This is a genomic window from Streptomyces sp. NPDC087300, assembly GCF_044744425.1.
Taxonomy (GTDB): domain Bacteria; phylum Actinomycetota; class Actinomycetes; order Streptomycetales; family Streptomycetaceae; genus Streptomyces.
The window spans coordinates 685,651-703,786 of record NZ_JBIUYI010000001.1 but is presented as its reverse complement, the minus strand read 5'-3'; the positions used below and the strand labels follow the sequence as shown (position 1 = coordinate 703,786).

Here is an 18,136-nt window from a genome sequence, read left to right as displayed (position 1 = left end):
TGTCGTCTTCACCCACCACGTCTGCTGCTCCTCGATCAAATGGGCCAGGTCACTCGCAGCGTAGCAGGTGTCTCGGGCCGCGCAGGGCGCCGCTGCCCGTACGCCGCCGACCACTTCATACGTGTGAGCACCGGCATCGGCGCCGCGCGGCCACGACGGCCGTCAGTCGATGCGGTAGCGCACCGGCAGGGACAGCACGCCGCGGATGATCCCGGAACCGATCCAGTCGAGCGAGTCCAGCGGGGCGGCCGGCTCCAGTTCGCGCACACGGGAGAGCAGGACGCGCAGGGCGATGGTCGTCTCCAGCCGGGCGAGCGGCGCGCCGAGGCAGTGGTGGACGCCGTGTCCGAAGGCCAGATGACGGGAGCCCTGCCGGGTCACGTCGAGCCCCTCCGGCGCGCGGCCGTCCGGCTGTGGTGCGTCGTGCCCGGCCGAGCCGAGCGCGACGACGACCATGCTCCCCCGGGGGATCGACACCCCGCCCAGCTCCAGGTCGCGCGCGGCGTAGCGGCTCGTCGAGCGCTCGACGGAGGTGTCGTGGCGCAGGAACTCCTCGACCGCGCCGGGCAGCAGCTCCGGCCGTTCGCGCAACAGCCGCAGCTGGTCCGGGTGCCGCAGCAGCGCGAGCACGGAGTTGCCCAGGAGATTCACCGTGCTCTCGTGGCCCGCGACGACCAGCATCATGGCGGTGCCGACCAGTTCCTCCTCCGAGAGCCGGCCGTCCTCCTGGTCGCGCACGGCCACCAGAGCGGACAGCAGATCGTCCTGGGGACGGCGGCGTTTCTCCGCGACCAGCTCGGCGAGCAGCCCGTGCAACGAGGCGAGCGCCGGGCGGTGTTCGGGCGATGCCACCTGGAGCGCCTGCGCCGACCAGCGGCGGAAGTCCAGGTGATACTCGGGCGGGATACCGAGGAGTTCGGCGATGACCGTGGCGGGCAGCGGGGCGTTGAACGCCTCGACGAGGTCGAGTTCGCCCGACGGGGGCATCGCGTCGATCAGGTCGTGGGCGATCCGTTCGGTGCGCGGAGCCATGTCGCTCGTACGACGCGGGGTGAACGCCGCCGAGGCGAGGCCCCGAAGACGGGTGTGCTCGGGCGGATCGGCCTCCATCATCTGCGCGCCGAGCCCGACCGAGGGCTTGTTGAGGACATAACCGGCGGCGGCCAGGGCCTCCGCGGCGGGGGTGGCGTCCTTGCGCAGGTCGGGATGGGTCAGCACCTCCCTGGCCAGGTCGTAGCCGACGACCACCCAGCCCTTCAGGCCGAGAGGGAACTCGGCGGGGTGGAGGGGGCCGAGTTCCCTGAGCCTCGCGTACCGCGCGGGCGCGTCGGCCTTGAACGAGGGGTCGATGACCACCGTGCGGTCCTGCTGCGGGCACTGCTCGTGCGGGCTCATGCGTGTCTCCCGTCGGTCGGAGTGTCGACCTGTGAACGAACGAGGGTCCCTTGCGGGTTCGCCCTGTCGCCCCGCGGTTCGGGGAACGCGCTTCGGCTCGGTGGCGTGGACGTCCGCCCCGTCCGGGGGGCACACGTGTGAGGTAGCGGCGATGCGTGGTGAGGGTTCGCTTCAAGATACGTGTGAGTTGGCCGAGTTCGGTCTTGTGGGTGTCTGCGGGGCGCGGTTGCCTGGGGGAGACACACGGTGGCCGTGCCTCGCCGCGCCCTCGGTCTCGCCTTCGCGTGGTCCGGCCGTGCCGTTCTCCGTATCCCTCGTCCTTCAAAGCCCGGGAGCCATGATGATCGACCGACGCCATCTCCTCCGCACCGGTGGCGGCGCCGCGGCCGGTGCGCTCGGCGCGGCCGCCCTGTCGGCGACCAGCGCCAACGCGCAGTCCCAGCAGTCCACCGAGTCCGTCGCGGACCTCGCGGCCCGGCGCACCGGGGACCGCGATCCCACCGGCGGTGTCACGCGCACCCTCCTCCAGGAACACCCGTCGCCGGCCGAGGGATGGGAAGCCGTACAGACCCTCGTCCAGATCCCACGGCACAAGGAATCGGGACGGCACAGCCATCCCGGCGTCGAGGTCGGCTACATCATGCGCGGCGACGTCCTGATGAAGTTCGACGACGGGCCGCCCCTGCGCCTGCGCACCGGTGACCCGTTCTTCATCCCGGAGGGCGCGATCCACAACGCGTCAACGTCGGCAAGGTGACGACGATGATGCTCTCCACCTATGTCGTCGACGAGACGAAGCCCCTGGTGACCACCTACTGATCGAGCCCCGGCACATCGGGCCGTGCCCGCCGGTCGTCGAGCAGCTCCGCGGTCGTGGTGTCCCAGTCGATCGCGGAGAGCTCCTGACCGGCGGGCACGAGCGTGTAGGTGTGCGCCAACCACTCCGCGAGGGGCGGCGCGGGTAACGCGAACAGTGCTGCCATGTCGCCGGATGCCAGCTGCAGCCACGCGGTCGCCCGGCCGGTCGCCGCCGTCGGCCACATCTGCACGTCGCCGTGACCGCTCCTCACGTACAGACCCTGCCGCAACAGGTCCCGCGCGATGCGCCACAGCACGCGCGGACCGCCCCGCACATCGAGAGCCACGTCCACGACCAAGGGCGTCCCGGGATCGAAAGCGAACTCGGCCCTGACCGTCTGACGGGCCGAGAGGCCGAGGACGCGCTCGATGTCCAAGGCGAGGCGCGGGTGTTCCCGCCGTTCCGGTCGTCCGTCCTGGAGGTCTGGTCGGTGGCCGCTCATGACACGTGAATCCTTTACCTGGGGCGGAAGTCGGGGCCGCGAGGCGTGCGCCCCGAGTTCTTCGTCTGCCCGGCAGGGCTCCGCAACGTGTGTCGGCACGACGTGTGCCAAGAGCGACGTGTGTCAGGACGCGCCGAGCCCGTGGAGCAGGGTGTCGACGACGACGTCGGCCGCCTGACCGGGACCGAGCTCGGGCAGCTGTCGCGACACCAGATGCATGAGCTGGGGCAGGAGCGCACCGGCCCACCCCTCGGGCTGACCGCCGCGCAGCAGGCCCTCGTCGGTGGCCCGCCGGAGGAAGGCGTCGACCTCCTGGACGGAGGCGTTCCTGCGTCGGCGGACGGCGTCGTCGGTGAGCATGCGGGCGAGGTCGACGGGCCAGGTGCGGTTGACGGTGATGATGTTCTCGACGTAGCGGTGCAGGGCGACGGCGATGGGCGCCTCGCGCAACCGGGCGTCCTCGATGGCCTCTTCGACGGCTGAGAGACGGGCTTCGTAGATGGCGGTGAGGAGGTCGTCGCGCGAGGCGAAGCGCCGGTAGACGGTGCGCCGGTCCACGCCCGCCTCGGCGGCGATGCTCGCGATGCTCGCGCCGGGATCGGTGGCGAGCATGCGGGCTCCGGTGGTCAGGACGGCTTCCAGGTTGCGCGCTGCGTCGGCTCTCACCCGGCCGAGTCTAGTCAGATGTGTTGCGCATGGCCCGTCAGCCACCACCAACATGTGACGGACAGGCTCATAACTGCCTCACAGAGATGGTGGTTGAGGAGCCGTCATGGGGCTGTTTCAGTGCCTGGCCCCCAGGCGGTCCGCGTCGACGACCGCCTGGGCGAAGGCGGTGGGTGCCTCCTGCGGCAGGTTGTGCCCGACGTCGGCGATCGTGCGGTGCTCGTACGGCCCGGTGAAGTGCTTGCGGTAGCCCGCACCGTCGCCGGGCGGGGTGAAGGGGTCGAGGGCGGCGTCCAGCGTGAGGGTGGGGACGTGGATGTCGGGCTGCGCGGCGAGCAGCTTCTCGTAGCGGTCGTAGCGGGGCTCGCCCTCGACGAGACCGATGCGCCAGCGGTAGTTGAACAGGACGATGGCGGCGTAGTCCGGGTTGCGGAAGGCCTGGGCGGTGCGCGCGAAGGTGGCGTCGTCGAAGTCCCAGCCGGGGGAGACGAGGGTCCACACGTAGCGGCACAGGGCGATGCGGTCGTGCGGGTCCTCCATGGTCTTCTTGCCGCGTTCGGTGGCGAAGTACCACTGGTACCACCAGTTGTGCTCGACGGCCGGGGCGGCGGGCTCCGCCTGCGCCTTGACGTCGGTGATGAGGTAACCGCTCGCGGAGACTAGGGACTTGACGCGCTCGGGCCACAGGGCCGCGATGATGTCCGCGGTCCGCGAGCCCCAGTCGAAACCTGCGAGGACCGCCTTGTGGATCTTGAGCGCGTCCATCAGGGCGATGATGTCGAGGGCGACGGCCGACTGCTCGGCGGTACGCGGGGTGTGGCTCGACAGGAAACGTGTGCTCCCGTGGCCGCGCAGGTAGGGCACGACGACGCGGTAGCCCAGGCCGGCGAGGGCCGGTGCGACGTCGACGAAGCTGTGGATGTCGTACGGCCAGCCGTGCAGCAGCAGGACGACCGGGCCGTGGGCGGGGCCCAGGTCCGCGTAGTGGATGTCGAGCACGCCCGCCCTGACGTGCTTCATCTCTGGGAACGACGTGTGGGTTCCCGGGACGACGTGGGGGACGGTGAGGGAGGCGGCGGGCGCGGGGCCGCCGCTCGGTCCTGACGCGGCGGACGCCTGGGCGGGTGGTCCGGACAGCGGTAAGGCGGCAGCTCCGGTGCCCAGTCCCACGGCCTTGCTGAAGGTACGCCTCTTGAGCATCTTGATCCTCCGTCATACGTGTTCGGCGTGGTGACTTTTGCACAGTGCACGTCACCGGTCAAGGTGGTGACGTGCCTTCCGTGTCGCACCCGTGGGCACGACACGTCTCGCTGTCTCGCTGCTGAGCTTAAGTGCTACATTGATGTGACAGTTAGAGATGCGGCAAGGCAATCGAAGCGGACAGATTTCACGGGAAGAGAGACAGCGCATGATCACCTATCCCCGGCTCTTCATCGGTGGCTCCTGGGTCGAGCCGAGCGATCCTGGGCTGCTCGACATCGCCTCGCCGCACGACCGGTCGGTGATCGGCCGCGCCGCGCAGGCGCAGCGCGTGGACGTCGACCGGGCGGTGTCCGCGGCGCGGGCGTCCTTCGAGGACGGCGCCTGGCGGCTCGCTCCGCCGGCCGAACGGATCGCGGTCCTGCGGCGGTTCGACGCGCTGCGCGAGGAGAGCGCCGGGCGCATCGCCGACCTGATCTCGCTGGAGAGCGGCTCGGCGGGGTGGTTCACGCGCGCCGGACAGCCCGGCCTGACCCGGCAGGCGAACGCCTACCTCAAGGCCGCCGAGGAATTCGGCTGGGAGGAGACGCTCGCGCCCTCCGACCCGGCGTCCCCGGTGCGCAGCGTGGTGCGCCGTGAAGCCGTGGGCGTCGTGGCCGCGGTGATCCCGTGGAACTCGCCTTTCTCCTCGGCGACTTCGAAGATCATCCCGGCCCTGGTGGCGGGCAACTCCGTGGTTCTCAAGGTGTCTCCGGAGAACTCGCTGAGCATGGGCCTGCTGGCCGAGCTGCTGGAGCGGGCGGGGCTGCCCGCGGGCGTGATCAGTGTCCTGCCCGCGGACCGGGAGACGAGTGAGTACCTGGTGTCGCACCGGGAGGTCGACAAGATCGCCTTCACGGGCTCCACGCGGGCGGGCCGCCGTATCGCCTCGATCGCGGGCGAGCAGCTCAAGAGGGTCAGCCTCGAACTGGGCGGCAAGTCCGCCGCGATCATCCTCCCCGACGCCGACATCGAACAGGCGGTGGCGGGCGTGAAGTTCGGGTCCCTGCTCAACAATGGGCAGTCGTGCATCGCCCAGACCAGGATCCTCGCCCCGCGCGCCCGGTACGAGGAGATCGTGGCCGCGCTCGCGGATCTGGTGGCGTCGCTCAAGGTCGGCGACCCCGGTGACCCGGACACCTTCATCGGCCCGATGATCAGTCCAGGACAGCAGCAACGCGTGCGCGACTGCATCCAGTTGGGCATCGACGAGGGGGCCCGCGTGGTCACCGGCGGCCCGCAGCTCCCCGACGGCCTGGAGAAGGGCAACTACGTCACCCCCACCGTCTTCGCCGACGTCGACAACTCCATGCGCGTCGCGCAGGAGGAGATCTTCGGCCCGGTCCTCGTCGTCATCGCCTACGACGACGAGGACGATGCCGTCCGCATCGCCAACGCATCTGAGTACGGCCTCTCCGGCGGCGTCTGGTCCGCCGACGAGGAGCGCGCCCTCGCGGTCGCCCGCCGCGTCCGCACCGGCACCGTCATGGTCAACGGTGCCTCCATCGGCTTCGACGGCCCCTTCGGTGGCTTCAAGGCCAGCGGCATCGGGCGCGAGTACGGCGCGGTGGGCCTCGGCACCTACACCGAGTACAAGACCATCACGGTGTGAGGGGTCACCCGTGGCGGTTCGCTATGCCGGGACGACCCGGTAACTGCGCGCCGCGTAGGGGAGGTTGGACTGCGCGAGCGAGCCGCTCGCCCAGGAGGTGGCGCCGGTGCAGCCGGCTCCCGGATACACCACGACGGACGCGGACCCGGAGGCGATCTGGACCGAGCGGGCCGGCGTCGACAAGGTGTGACACGTGCCGACGTCGCCGAGGTCGACCGGCGTCACCGTCCCCGCGCCCTGCGTGCCCGAGTAGAGATACGCACCTTCCTGTAGCGGAGGCCAGTCGGCGGCGCTCGCCGCGCCCGCCGTGAGGCCGGTCAGCGCCACGGCCAGGCCGCCGGCGACGAGGGTGCTTCGGAGTCTGGTCCCGGGTGTGAACATGTGACCACCTTTGTGGTGTGTGAGGGACGGGTGTGACGAGGTCGGTGCCGGATTCTTGCATCGTCAACCATGTGCCCGGGAGGGGAAATCCAGTCACACGTGCGTGCCGTGACGGGACATGTCCCGACGTTCCCGGGATCTGTCCGCCCCCTTGACGAAGGTGTCTTACACCGCGACGCTAGTCACCGGTTAGAACGGTGACGTACGGTGGATGCGTGCAGGGTTCTCGTACGCCGTTCCTGGATCGAACGCGAGGAAGCGACATGGTCAGCTGGCCGGGACCGCCCCAGGGCGAGCACCCCTCTTCTGATGCCGGGCGGTCCCCGTCCGGTCTGGGGCCTGTCCGCCAGGCCCGTACCGACGTACTGGACATCGCCTACCACGACGTCGGCCCGGCCCACGGCGAGCCGGTGATCCTGCTGCACGGCTGGCCGTTCAGCCCCGTCGGCGCCTACGCCGAGGTCGCGCCCGTGCTCGCCCGGCACGGATACCGGTGCTACGTCCCCTACTCGCGCGGCCACGGACGCACCCGCTTCCTGCGTGCGGACACCCCGCGGTCCGGCCAGCAGGCGGCACTCGGCGCCGACCTCGTCGCGTTCATGGACGCGCTGCGCATCCCCCGCGCCCTGTTCGCCGGATACGACTGGGGAGGGCGGGCCGCTGACGTCGCCGCGGCGCTGTGGCCCGAGCGCTGCACGGGACTCGTCTCAGGGAACGGCTATCTGATCCAGAACCTCGCCGTGGCGCAGCAGCCCCTGGCTCCCGCGCTGGAGGAGGGCTACTGGTACTTCTTCTACTTCCTGACCGAGCGCGGACGCGAAGGACTTGAGCGGGACAGGGAGGGGCTCGCCCGTGTCGTATGGCGCCGGAACTCGCCCGAATGGCGTTTCACCGAGGCGGAGTTCGCGCGGACGGCGCCGGTGTGGACCAACCCCGACTACGTAGACGTGGTGATCCACAGTTACCGGCACCGCCTGGCCGCAGCCCCCGGCGACCCCCGCTATGCGGCACTGGAGCGGAGGCTCCTCGACCAGCCGAAGATCGCCGTGCCCACGGTCACGCTGGACGGACAGGCCGACGGCGTCAACCCGCCGACCGACGGCAGAGGGCACGCCGCGCACTTCGCGGGCCCCTGGACCCACCACGTCGTCCCGGGCGCCGGGCACAACCTCCCCCAGGAGCGGCCGGGGCCGTTCACCGACGCGATCCTCGAAGCCGCCGCCTTGGGCTGACCGCCGGCCGCCCCCCCCATGCGAACGCACTCCACACAGGACTGACCGAAGACGAAAGGGATATCGGCCATGAACAAGGAACTCACCGGAGGCGACGCCGCCGTGGCGGCACGGCACGAGCGCTACGGCCAACTCCCCGACCGCATCCGCTTCGAGGACATGACCGAGGAGGTCGAGGCGGGACGCGGCGACGGCGGGAGCGCCTCCTACGTACCGGAAGGCTCCTGGAAGTACTACTCCTGCCTGGCGCTCGACCTGGGGCTGTGAGAAGCGGAGGGCCCGTCGACGGAGACGGAGAAGACGGCGCCGGGGGCGGCGTGGTCGACCTGTCCTCCGAACCGGGCCGATGCACGCGCCACCGCCTGCTCCGGGGTGAGGGACCGGCCGACATGGGTGACGATCAGCCGCCCCGTCTTGGCTGCGGCTGCCGCGTCCCCGGCCTCCTCGGGCGTGTGGTGCACCGGTTCGCCCTCGGCCGGCGCCTCCGTGCTCTCGGCCTCACACAACAGCACGTCGCACCCCTCGGCGAGCTCCGTGAGGTTGGCGCACGGTGCGGTGTCCCCGGAGTAGACGAGCGACCGGCCCCCGGCCTCGACGCGCAGTGCGAAGGCGGGCATCCCGTGCGCCACCGCCCGGCTGGTCAGGGCGAGTTCACCCACGCGCGCCCGATGCCCGTCGTAGAGCTCATGCACGGCGAAGGCTGACTCGACCGGGCTGCGGTCCGGGCCGTTGGTGAGGAAGTGCGCCAGCCGGTCGGCCGTGCCCGGCGGGCCGTACAGGGGGATCGGCGCGGCCAGCTCGATGTCCGCGTACAGCGCCGCGAAATAGGCGGTGAGCAGGTCCGCCGAGTGATCGGCATGGAGATGCGAGATCCATATCGCGTCCACCTCGTCGAGTCGGAGGTGCCGCTGTAGTTGGGCCAGGGCCCCGCTGCCCGCGTCCACCCAGATCCGGGCGCCGCCGCCGGACACCAGATAGCCGGAGCAGGGATTGTCCACGCTCGCGTAGGGCGTCGCGCTGCCCAGGACGGTCAGACGGAGAGGTTCGCTGATCATTTCGGGAGTGTAGGGCCGGTTCCGGCGAGATCCGGCCCGGTCGACTGGGCACCGCGTAAATCGCCGTCGAGTTCTGCTGCGCCTGCGGCTACGCGGCCCTTGGCAGCCGACTGCGGCGGCTGGGGATGACGCGACGCGTGCGGGGGCGGCTCGACGTGGTGACCGGGGTGGCCGTGCTGGGGCTCGCCGGTTGGCTGGCCACGGAGCAGCGCTGAGGTGTGACCGTTGGCGCACCGCCGTACGCGGGTTCGGGAGGTGTCGTCGGTACGTCGCGGTCGATGTCCGTGGTGCCTGGCTGCGGGAACCCGCAATAAACCGTTTGCCGTACGAGGGTGCACCACTGTTAGATTCGCCGAAGCCGTGCGAGAGAGCGAGGAGGTGGTACCCGTGAACACAGTACTGACGTGGGTGCTCTCCTCTGGGGTCACGGTCGGGCGGTAGGTCGTCCGGGAGCGCCGTTCATGCGCTCTTCCGAAAGGCACGACCATGCAATTCACTTCCGAGCGACGTCTCGACGACGGCGTCTTCGAACGCCACTTCACCCTCGGTGAGATCCCCGGCATCCTGTGGATGCCCGAAACCGCGTCCGCCTCCGCACCCGTACCACTCATTCTGCTCGGCCATCCCACGCTGGGGCTGGGCAAGATGTATCCCCGGCTGGCGGCCCGTGCCCGGCACTCCGCGGCGGAGGGCTTCGCCACGGCCACCATCGAGCTCCCCGGAAGCGGCGAGCGGCCCAGTTGGCCCGCCCTCGATCAGGCCCGTGCCGATCTGCGTCAGGCCATGCGGGCCGGCGAACCGGTCACCGACGAGATGGTCGACGCCCTCGTCCTCCCGCTGGTGGACAAGGCGGTCCCGGAATGGCAGGCGGCGCTGGACGCCTTCTTGTCGCTGCCCGAGATCGGCGGTCCGGTCGCGTACTCGGGGGGAGTGATCTCCATCGGCATCCGGCTTGCCGTGGTCGAGCCGCGCATCGTGGCCGCCGGTCTGTTCGCGGGGAGTCTTGTGCCGCGCGTCATGTTCGAGGAAGCCCGGCAGGTCACCATCCCGCTGCACGTCCTGTTGCAGTGGGACGACGAAGGCAACGACCGGCAGGCGTCCCTGGATCTGTTCGACGCCTTCGGCTCCAAGGAGAAGACGCTGAACGCCAACATGGGCGGTCACACCGGCGTCCCGCAGTCCGCGGGGGACGCCGCGGCGGCCTTCTTCACCCGGCACCTGAAGTGAGACCGGTCCGCCACACCTGAGGCGTCGCTCCCCTCGGTGCCCGCGAGCGTCGGGAAATGAACGACATCCAGGCAGCGCATCCGCCCCGGCAGGGAAGGCGGATGTGCTGCCTCGCTTGCCCGTGGCACGGGTTCAGCCGAGGGTGCTGCGAAGCCGCATGCGGCGGCTTCCTTCTGACGCCGTCCCCGAAAACTGCGACACAAAGGCGCACGGGAGCGAGAAGTGGTCCGCGAGCGCAAGCCGTCGCGCGGCTCGGGACGGCTGCTCCGTGATCCGGCGCACCAGGGATCAGCGCAGCAGCGGCAGCAGCATCGTGTCGACGATCTCCTCCAGGACCTGGTCGGGCGCCGGGGCGAAGGTGACGAGGATTTCCTGGCGGAGCAGGTCGAAGGGGAGGGACATGATGCGCTCGGTGAGGCGGTCCGCCTTGATCTCGCCGCGTTCGACGGCGCGGTCGTAGAGCTCGGCGAGCCCGCCGGTCGACTGCCCGCGTGCCGTGGCGAGGAGCTCGCCGGGGCTGGTGCCGGTCTCCTGGTAGTAGCCCGCCAAGTGCATGTTCATGACGGTGATGAAGGGGACGCGGGTGGAGTTGATCTCCCGCATGAGGGTGAGGACGTCCTCGCGCAGGCTTCCCGTGTCGGGCACGTCGATGCGGGACCGCTCCAGCGTGTGGACGATGGTCGCCCGGACCAGCTCGTCGCGGTTGGCCCAGCGGCGGTAGAGCACGGGCGGGCTGGTGCCCGCGCGCTTGACGACGGCGTCCATGGTGAACCTGGCGTAGCCGTGCTCCGCGAGCTCTTCCCAGGCCGCGTCGAGGAGCGCCTTCTCCAGTGCCGCGCCGCGGCGTCGCTCGGCCATGCGTATCTCCCTTAGATAGATTTGCCTTTCTTATCTTAGCGCTCTACCGTGACCGTCGTAAGATAGATCGGCCTATCTTAAGGCGGCTGCCCATGCGTACTCACCCTTCTTCCGACGTCCCTGACGCTCCTGACGCCCCTGACGCGGCTCGGGGCCCCGATCGTGTGGACCCCGCCGTACGGCGCATGGCGATCACCCTCATCGTCGGCGCGCTCGCCGTCGTCTTCGACACCACCATCGTGAGCGTCGCGCTGAACGACCTGTCCAAGGACCTGGACACCCCGCTGGCCACGATCCAGTGGGTGAGCACCGGCTATCTGCTCGCCGTCTTCGTCTCCATCCCGCTCGCCGGATGGGCGCAGTCACGGTTCGGCGGCAGGCGGCTGTGGATCGCGGCGCTCGGCGGGTTCCTGGTCGGCTCGGTCCTCAGCGCGCTGGCGTGGAGCGCGGCCAGCCTCATCGCCTTCCGCGTCGTACAGGGCATCGCGGGCGGCATCATGATGCCGCTCACGGTCACGCTGCTCATGCAGGCCGCCAAGGGCCGCGCCATCGGCAAGGTCATGGCGATCATCACCGTGCCCACCGCGCTCGGCCCGATCCTGGGCCCGGTCCTCGGCGGTGTCATCCTGCATCTGGCCGACTGGCGCTGGATGTTCTTCGTGAACATCCCCTTCTGCGCCGTCGGCGCCTTCCTCGCCTGGCGCGACCTGCCCGACGACCGGCCCGCGCCCGAGGGCCCCCGCGCCCGGCTGGACGTCGTCGGCCTGCTCCTGCTCTGCCCGGGTGTCGCCGCCCTCATCTACGGCCTCTCCCGCGTCGGTGACGGGACGGGATTCGTCAGTGCCGCCGTCCTCGTCCCGCTGCTCGGCGGACTCGCCCTGGTCGGCGGCTTCACCGCCTGGGCGCTCACCCGTACCACCGGCGCCCTGGTCGACGTGCGGCTCTTCCGGCATCGCGCGGTGGGCTCGTCCGCCACCCTGATCTTCCTGGGCGGCATCTCCCTGTTCGGATCGATGATGCTGCTGCCGCTGTACTTTCAGCAGGTACGCGGCGAGGACGCGCTCGGCGCCGGACTGCTGCTCATCCCGCAGGGCGTCGGGGCGCTGGTCGCGCGGGGCCTGGCGGGCAGGTACGCCGATCGCGTCGGTCCGCGCCGTGTCTCCCTCGTCGCCTTCTCCTTCGTCACCGTGGCCACCGTGCCGTTCGCCTTCGTCACGGCCGACACCGGTGAACTCCTGCTCATGGCCGCGCTGTTCGTCCGCGGCGTCGCCCTGGGCGCCGCGATGATCGCGCCGATGGGCGCGGCGTACGTCGGCCTCCGGCACGAGGAGATCCCCGACGCCAGCATCATCACCCGCGTCGCCCAGCAGATCGGCGGGTCGGTCGGCATCGCCGCCCTCACCGTCGTGCTCCAGCACTCCGCGGGCGGCGGGCACACCCCGGGCGCCCTGGCCGACGGCTTCGGCACCGCCTTCTGGTGGTCGACGGCGCTGACCGCGGCGGCCGTCCCGCTCTGCCTGCTGCTGCCCGGCGCGCCCCGGCGGCCCGAGCCCAACGAGGCCGACGCCCGTGACCTCCCCGACCGGCCCACCAAGGAGTACGCGTGACGATCGCCCCGCGCGTCTTCGGCGAGTGAGGTCTGAGGCATCCGGACCGGCCCGTGACGCCTACGTGGACGACGCGCTCCGCAAGGAGTGGCGGGCCACGCCGCGTTGGCGGCGGCGTGGTGGGACCTGGTCGACTGATCGTGGAGCGCCCGGCGGCCCGGAGGTCAGCCGGTGCCCCTGGGCCAGTACTCGTCGCCGAGTACGACGAGGCCGAGGGTGCCTGCCTCGAAATCCGGCCACGCGGCCACCGCCCTACTGCTCTGCGGCCCGGGGACCGCCTCGGCAGGTGCGATGCCGCTGCCGCGCGGCCACGGATCCTCGCCCGCGATGGCCGTGCCCGCCGCGAGAGCGAGGGCGCAGCCCGCGGTGACGGTGACGGTGACTACGGCTGAGCGGATGGTCCTGCGCATGATGCCCCCGTGCTGGTCGACAGCGGTTTCGCCACCATGCCCGAGCGCGGCGCCCGCGGGGAACCGGCGCGGACGGTGTCCGCCCGAACTGCACAAGCGGGGCCCCGGCGTCAGCCCTTGAGGGTCGTGGCGAGCCACTCCTCGTAGTGGGTGGGGGCCAGGCGGGCGTCGGGGCCCGGGGTCAGGACGCTGCCGGGGGCGGCGGCGAACATGCCCGCGTGCGCGTCGGTGATGACGGGGCGTTCGTCCTCGCGGGCGGCCAGGGTGAGGCGGCCGAGCTCGTCCAGCGTGAAGGCGTCGGGGCCCGCCACCTCCAGGATCCCGTTGAGCGGCGGCGCGGAGGCGACGTCGGCGAGGGCGGCGACGACCTCCGCGCTCGCGATCGGCTGGACCGGGGTCGCGGGCAGCCGGACCGCCTTGTCGTCGGCAGTCATGGAGATCACGGAGTCCATGAACTCGAAGAACTGGGTGGCGCGCACGATCGAGTACGGCGTGGGGCCGCCGCGGAGCAGCTCCTCCTGGAGGGTCTTCGCGCGGTAGTAGTCGAGGCCGGGCACCTGGTCGACGCCGACGATCGACAGGGCGACCTGATGGCGTACGCCCGCACGCTCGCCCGCGCTGAGCAGATTGCCGACGGTGGTGCGGAAGAACGCGAGGGACTGCTCGTCGAACGTGGGGGAGTTGCTCACGTTGACGACCGTGTGGGCGCCGTCGAGCGCCTCGTCGAGACCGGCGCCGGTGAGCAGGTCGAGCCCCGATGACAGCGAAGCGGCGACCACGTCGTGGCCCGCGTCCCTGAGCCTGGTGACGAGCTGGGAGCCGATGAGACCGGTGCCGCCGATGACGGTGATCTTCATGGTGTGCCTTCCTTCGTGAGCCGGGCCGTGGGCCGGTCCTGGCGGTGGGCGGGGCCGTGAGCTGGGCGCGTCCCCCGGGGCGCAAACTCGGACACCTGATATCCGAGATAGTACTCGGATACCCTGTGTCCGAGTCAAAGCGACTTTCGGACAGGGGTGTCACGGCGGGGAGGCTGTATGAAGATGTCGGGCGGCGTGGAATGGGCGCTGCACTGCTGCGTGGTGCTGACCGCGGCGAGCGAGCCCGTGCCGGCCGCCCGCCTCGCGCAGCTGCACGAGGTGTCGCCGAGCTATCTGGCCAAGCAGTTGCAGGCCCTTTCCCGGGCGGGCCTGGTGCGCTCCGTCCAGGGCAAGACGGGCGGCTATGTCCTGACGAAGGAGGCCGGGGACATCACGCTGCTCGACGTGGTGCGGGCCGTCGACGGCGACAATCCGGCCTTCGTCTGCACCGAGATCCGTCAGCGTGGCCCGTTCGCGACGCCGCCGGAGCAGTGCGCCAAGCAGTGCCCCATCGCCCGTGCGATGGGCGCGGCCGAGGACGCGTGGCGGGCGTCGCTCGCCGCCGTCACCATCGCCGACCTCGCCGCATCGGTGGAGAGCGACAACGGTCCCGAGGCGCTCCCCGGCATCGGATCCTGGCTCACCGAGGCGCCCCGCTCGGCCTGAGCCGATCCGCGCGCCCGTCGCGCCGGGTCGTCGCGGCGAGGGCTGCCGTCATCGCTTCCTGACCGTGTGTCACCACCCCGTTCCCGACGTGCGCTTTGACGCCGGGTCAGCCACCGGCACCCTTCCCGTGGCTCGGTCGGGGCCGCGGATCGCGGCGAGTTGTCCGTGATCTTTCCCGGAATTGTCCGTGATCTGTAACGGAGGGATCCCCCGGCCCCCTTTCCTCGTCCTGCCAGGTGGCCGCACGGCGGCCGGAGATCGGCGAGGGACTGCGCGAAAAGGGGCGGGCATGGCACGGCACAGCGGTGGGCGGGGCTGGTACGGCAAGGTGATCGGGGCAGCGGTCGGGGTGACGATGCTCGCCACCGGTGCCTCGGTGTGGACCGCGCAGGCCGGTGACGCCGACGACGCGGGACCGGAGGCGACCGCCCCCGCAGCGCCGGGCGGCGACGTCAAGAAGGTCTCCCCGACCATCGCGCACGCCTCGGAGGCGGGGAAGCGCGGCGTCAACATCACCATCGACGACGGCCCCGACCCCAAGTGGACCCCGCTGATGCTCGATCTGCTGCGGCAGTACGACGTGAAGGCGACCTTCTGCATGGTGGGCACGCAGGCGGAGGCCCACCCGGACGTCGTCAAGAAGGTCGTCGCGGCAGGGCACCGGCTGTGCGACCACACGGTGTCGCACAACACCGCCATGGACAAGGACACCGAGGCCTACCAGTCGAAGCAGATACTCGACGCCGAACGCATGATCACCAAGGCGTCCGGGGGCGTACGGCCCATGTACTACCGGGCGCCCGGCGGCGCGTTCACCCCCTACAGCCGCAAGCTCGCCGCTTCGCGCGGCATGCGCCCGCTGGGCTGGAACGTGGACACCAAGGACTTCGAACGCCCCGGCACGGACGCCATCGTCGCCACGGTCGAGCGCGAGCTGCCCAACGGGCCGACGCTCCTCTTCCACGACGCGGGCGGCGACCGCACCCAGACCGTCGAGGCCCTGCGCCGCATCCTGCCCCGGCTCAAGGAGCAGGGGTACACCTTCGGCTTCCCGGTGCGCTGAGCCCACTTCGTGCGCTGAGCCCTCCTCGTGCGCTGAGCACACCACCCGTGCCCGCTCACTCGCCGCCGATCGCCGCCAACACGTCCGTGTTCGCGGCCCGTCGGGCCGGCCACATCGCCGCGAGCACGGCGGCCACGGTGATCCCGACGAGGGCGACGCCGATCGTGACGTACGGCATCGAGAAGTCCCACAGCCGCTGGCCGAACATGGCGTGCTGCATCACGGCGCCCGCCGGAACACCCACGGCCACTCCCAGGAGCGCGCCGAAGAGGGAGATCGCGATCGACTCCGACCTGATCATCCGGCGTACGAGCAGTCGTCTGGCGCCCACCGCGCGGATCACCCCGATCTCACGGGTGCGCTCCATGACGGAGAGCACCAGCGTGTTGATGACACCGAACACCGCGATGAGGATCGCCACACCGAACATGACGTACATCAGCGTGAAGGCGAACCGCTGCTCGTCCACGCCCTGTTGGACAAGACCCTCGCGATCCGTGATCGACACGTCGGGGCGGTCGCGGAACGCCGCCTCGATGTTCGCGCGCGCCTTGTCCGGGTCGGCCCCCGACGCGTACAGGAGGCTGATCCGGTCGCGCAGCGCCCGCGGCGCCTTCGCCGCGTCGAGGAAGATGCTCGCCTGGAGTTCCGTGGCGTCGTAGATGCCGACGACGGGCTGGGTGACCGACGTCCTGTCGTCCAGCTTCAGCGTGAGTTCGTCGCCCACGCCGAGGTTCAGCATGTCGGCCTGGTTCTTCGAGACGACCACGCCCCGGGTCAGATCGGCGCTGCCCTCGGTGATGTCGGGCGTGAGCACCGTCTTCAGCGCCGCCGGTTCGATCGCGGAGATCCGCCGCTCGGTCCTGCCGCCCGCGTAGGTCAGCCCGGCCAGCACGTCGCGGCTCGCGGCGACGTGGTCGACACCCGGCAGCTCGCGGACCCGGTCCGCCTCCGTCGGGGTGAGGGTCGACCCGCCACCCGCCGCCGACTGCAACACGGTGGTCGTGAGGGGCACATTGCTGCGCGTCGTGGAGGCGATCAGATCGGAGAAGGACGCGCTGAGCGTGCCGAACGCGCACACCAGGCCGAGCCCGACGGTGATGGCGGTCGCGGTGCCCGCCGTGCGCCGCGGGTCCCCGGCCGCGCCGCGCAGGCCGAGCCGTACGGCGGGGCCGCTCCGTCCGCCGAGCACCTTGGTGGCGGCGCGCAGCACCTGCCCGGCGAAGAAGGGGGCCAGCAGGATCACGCCGACGACACCGAGGAACGCGCTGACCAGCGCGACGACGCGCAGCATGTTGGACGAGCTCGGGTCGGCCGTGGCGACGACCAGCGCCGTCGAGAGGGCCAGGAAGCCCGCGCCCATGACGTTCCTGCGCCGCGCGGACTCACGCGGGACGACCGCGTCGGTGCGCAGGGCGGCCACCGGAGGCACGGCGGCGGCGCGGCGCGCCGAGTTGTACGCGGCGAGGACCGTCACCAGCACCGCGACGCCGAAGCCCAGCAGGATCGCGACCGGCCTGACGGTGAACTCGATGTCGTCGTCGGGCCGCATCACGTCGATCAGCAACGGTCCGATCGCGACACCGGCCAGCGAACCGATGGCGCCGCCGCCGACGCCGAGCACGGCCGCCTCCACGATGATCGCGCCCCGCACCTGCCGCCTGCGCGCGCCCACGGCACGCAGCAGCGCGAACTGCCGGGTGCGCTGGACGACCAGCAGGGAGAAGGTGTTGGCGATGACGAACATGCCGACCAGCAGCGCGACGGCGGCGAACGGCAAGGTCGTGAGCCGCAGGTCGGCCGCCCGGTCGTCGGACTGCGCGGCCGCGGCATCGGCGAGCGCCTCGCCCGTCGCCACCGGGTAGTCGGCCGGCACCGCGCGGCGCACGGTGTCCGCGAGCGCGGCGGGGTCGGTCCCCGACGCGGCCGTCAACTCCACGCGGTGGAAGCGCGGACCGAGGAGCTTCGCGGCGGTGACGTCGTCGTAGGCCACCACCGGAACGGCGTCGGACGCCCCGTCCGAATCGGTCTCCGCCTCGGGACCCAGGCGGTGGTACGTGAAGAGCGCGGTCACCTCGGCGTGCTCCGAGCGGCCGCCGGACAGCAGGACGCGCACGGTGTCGCCCACCGAGTAACCGGCCTTGTCGGCATCGGACTTGTTGAGCGCGACCTGGCCCTCGCCGCGGGGTGCCTCACCCTTGTCGACGGTGAAGCGCGTCTCGCTGCTCCAGTTGGTGCCCGCCCGGTCGAGGACCGTGGTCGCCTTGGTCAGTTTGCCGTCGTGCCCGACGAGGCCGGCCCGCCCGACGAGCACGCCGCCGGCCTCGGCGACGCCCGGAAGTTTCGCGAGACGGTCGCGGTCGGCCGCGCCGAACACCGGGGCCTTGCCGGGACTCTGCACCGCGACCCCGACGTCGTCCCGCGTCTCGCGCGGGGCGAGCGTCGCCGCGATGGAGTCGCTCACCACCCAGCTGCCGACCGTCGCGGTGACGCCGAGGGCGATGGCCACGAGCGTCATCACCACGCGGCCCTTGTGCGCGAGGAGATCGCGCAGCATGGTCCTCAGC

18 protein-coding genes are annotated in these 18,136 nt (G+C 71.2%); 8 read left to right on the top strand and 10 right to left on the bottom strand.

Going from position 1 to position 18,136, the window contains the following annotated elements; all coding sequences use genetic code 11:
- Positions 1-162: 162 nt before the first annotated feature.
- Entirely contained in the window at positions 163-1,395 is a 1,233-nt protein-coding gene (locus ACIO9J_RS02985) for a cytochrome P450 (protein WP_401991523.1), read from the bottom strand.
- Positions 1,396-1,732: 337 nt separating this feature from the next.
- Between ACIO9J_RS02985 and ACIO9J_RS02980 the strand changes: the two genes are divergently transcribed.
- A complete protein-coding gene (locus ACIO9J_RS02980; RefSeq protein WP_401991520.1) occupies positions 1,733-2,152 on the top strand; it encodes a cupin domain-containing protein in 420 nt (139 codons plus the stop codon).
- A 55-nt stretch (positions 2,153-2,207) separates the two neighbouring features.
- Here the strand turns inward: ACIO9J_RS02980 and ACIO9J_RS02975 are convergent, their stop codons facing one another.
- The 3 genes from ACIO9J_RS02975 to ACIO9J_RS02965 form a co-directional block, all read right to left on the bottom strand.
- Positions 2,208-2,696 carry an SsgA family sporulation/cell division regulator gene (locus ACIO9J_RS02975; RefSeq protein ID WP_401991517.1) on the bottom strand — a complete coding sequence of 163 codons (489 nt, stop codon included), beginning with the start codon at positions 2,694-2,696 and terminating at the stop codon, positions 2,208-2,210.
- Between the two features lie 123 nt (positions 2,697-2,819).
- On the bottom strand, positions 2,820-3,308 hold the full coding sequence (locus tag ACIO9J_RS02970; protein ID WP_401993024.1) for a TetR/AcrR family transcriptional regulator: 489 nt from the start codon (positions 3,306-3,308) through the stop codon (positions 2,820-2,822).
- Positions 3,309-3,479: 171 nt separating this feature from the next.
- The gene (locus tag ACIO9J_RS02965) at positions 3,480-4,562 is read right to left on the bottom strand and encodes an alpha/beta fold hydrolase (RefSeq protein WP_401991514.1); all 1,083 of its coding nucleotides are present in this window, start codon (positions 4,560-4,562) and stop codon (positions 3,480-3,482) included.
- Between the two features lie 208 nt (positions 4,563-4,770).
- Between ACIO9J_RS02965 and ACIO9J_RS02960 the strand changes: the two genes are divergently transcribed.
- Positions 4,771-6,213 carry an aldehyde dehydrogenase gene (locus tag ACIO9J_RS02960; RefSeq protein ID WP_401991511.1) on the top strand — a complete coding sequence of 481 codons (1,443 nt, stop codon included), beginning with the start codon at positions 4,771-4,773 and terminating at the stop codon, positions 6,211-6,213.
- A gap of 21 nt (positions 6,214-6,234) precedes the next feature.
- Here the strand turns inward: ACIO9J_RS02960 and ACIO9J_RS02955 are convergent, their stop codons facing one another.
- Positions 6,235-6,594, bottom strand: coding sequence for a hypothetical protein (locus ACIO9J_RS02955; RefSeq protein WP_401991508.1), 360 nt, complete (start codon positions 6,592-6,594; stop codon positions 6,235-6,237).
- Positions 6,595-6,857: 263 nt separating this feature from the next.
- Here ACIO9J_RS02955 and ACIO9J_RS02950 point away from each other — a divergent pair, with 263 nt between their 5' ends.
- A complete protein-coding gene (locus ACIO9J_RS02950; protein ID WP_401991505.1) occupies positions 6,858-7,826 on the top strand; it encodes an alpha/beta fold hydrolase in 969 nt (322 codons plus the stop codon).
- A gap of 69 nt (positions 7,827-7,895) precedes the next feature.
- Positions 7,896-8,093, top strand: a complete 198-nt coding sequence (locus ACIO9J_RS02945) for a hypothetical protein (RefSeq protein ID WP_401991502.1) — start codon at positions 7,896-7,898, stop codon at positions 8,091-8,093.
- On the opposite strand, the gene ACIO9J_RS02940 is transcribed toward ACIO9J_RS02945, so the two are convergent.
- Positions 8,060-8,881 (bottom strand): MBL fold metallo-hydrolase, encoded by an 822-nt coding sequence (locus ACIO9J_RS02940; protein WP_401991499.1) that lies wholly within the window; start codon positions 8,879-8,881, stop codon positions 8,060-8,062. The two genes, ACIO9J_RS02945 and ACIO9J_RS02940, sit on opposite strands and share 34 nt — an antisense overlap.
- A 486-nt stretch (positions 8,882-9,367) precedes the next feature.
- On the opposite strand from ACIO9J_RS02940, the gene ACIO9J_RS02935 reads away from it, so the two are divergent.
- Entirely contained in the window at positions 9,368-10,108 is a 741-nt protein-coding gene (locus ACIO9J_RS02935) for an alpha/beta hydrolase (RefSeq protein WP_401991496.1), read from the top strand.
- A 288-nt stretch (positions 10,109-10,396) separates the two neighbouring features.
- On the opposite strand, the gene ACIO9J_RS02930 is transcribed toward ACIO9J_RS02935, so the two are convergent.
- Positions 10,397-10,966 (bottom strand): TetR/AcrR family transcriptional regulator, encoded by a 570-nt coding sequence (locus ACIO9J_RS02930; protein WP_401991494.1) that lies wholly within the window; start codon positions 10,964-10,966, stop codon positions 10,397-10,399.
- Positions 10,967-11,151: 185 nt separating this feature from the next.
- Here ACIO9J_RS02930 and ACIO9J_RS02925 point away from each other — a divergent pair, with 185 nt between their 5' ends.
- Entirely contained in the window at positions 11,152-12,573 is a 1,422-nt protein-coding gene (locus tag ACIO9J_RS02925; RefSeq protein WP_401991492.1) for an MDR family MFS transporter, read from the top strand.
- Positions 12,574-12,737: 164 nt separating this feature from the next.
- Here the strand turns inward: ACIO9J_RS02925 and ACIO9J_RS02920 are convergent, their stop codons facing one another.
- Positions 12,738-12,983 carry a hypothetical protein gene (locus ACIO9J_RS02920; RefSeq protein WP_401991489.1) on the bottom strand — a complete coding sequence of 82 codons (246 nt, stop codon included), beginning with the start codon at positions 12,981-12,983 and terminating at the stop codon, positions 12,738-12,740.
- 110 nt (positions 12,984-13,093) lie between these two features.
- Positions 13,094-13,840, bottom strand: a complete 747-nt coding sequence (locus ACIO9J_RS02915; RefSeq protein ID WP_401991486.1) for an SDR family oxidoreductase — start codon at positions 13,838-13,840, stop codon at positions 13,094-13,096.
- 177 nt (positions 13,841-14,017) lie between these two features.
- Here ACIO9J_RS02915 and ACIO9J_RS02910 point away from each other — a divergent pair, with 177 nt between their 5' ends.
- The gene (locus tag ACIO9J_RS02910; RefSeq protein WP_401991483.1) at positions 14,018-14,506 is read left to right on the top strand and encodes an RrF2 family transcriptional regulator; all 489 of its coding nucleotides are present in this window, start codon (positions 14,018-14,020) and stop codon (positions 14,504-14,506) included.
- A gap of 289 nt (positions 14,507-14,795) precedes the next feature.
- Positions 14,796-15,569, top strand: coding sequence for a polysaccharide deacetylase family protein (locus ACIO9J_RS02905; RefSeq protein WP_401991480.1), 774 nt, complete (start codon positions 14,796-14,798; stop codon positions 15,567-15,569).
- Positions 15,570-15,624: 55 nt separating this feature from the next.
- Here the strand turns inward: ACIO9J_RS02905 and ACIO9J_RS02900 are convergent, their stop codons facing one another.
- Positions 15,625-18,126 carry an ABC transporter permease gene (locus tag ACIO9J_RS02900; RefSeq protein WP_401991477.1) on the bottom strand — a complete coding sequence of 834 codons (2,502 nt, stop codon included), beginning with the start codon at positions 18,124-18,126 and terminating at the stop codon, positions 15,625-15,627.
- Between the last annotated feature and the right edge of the window lie 10 nt (positions 18,127-18,136).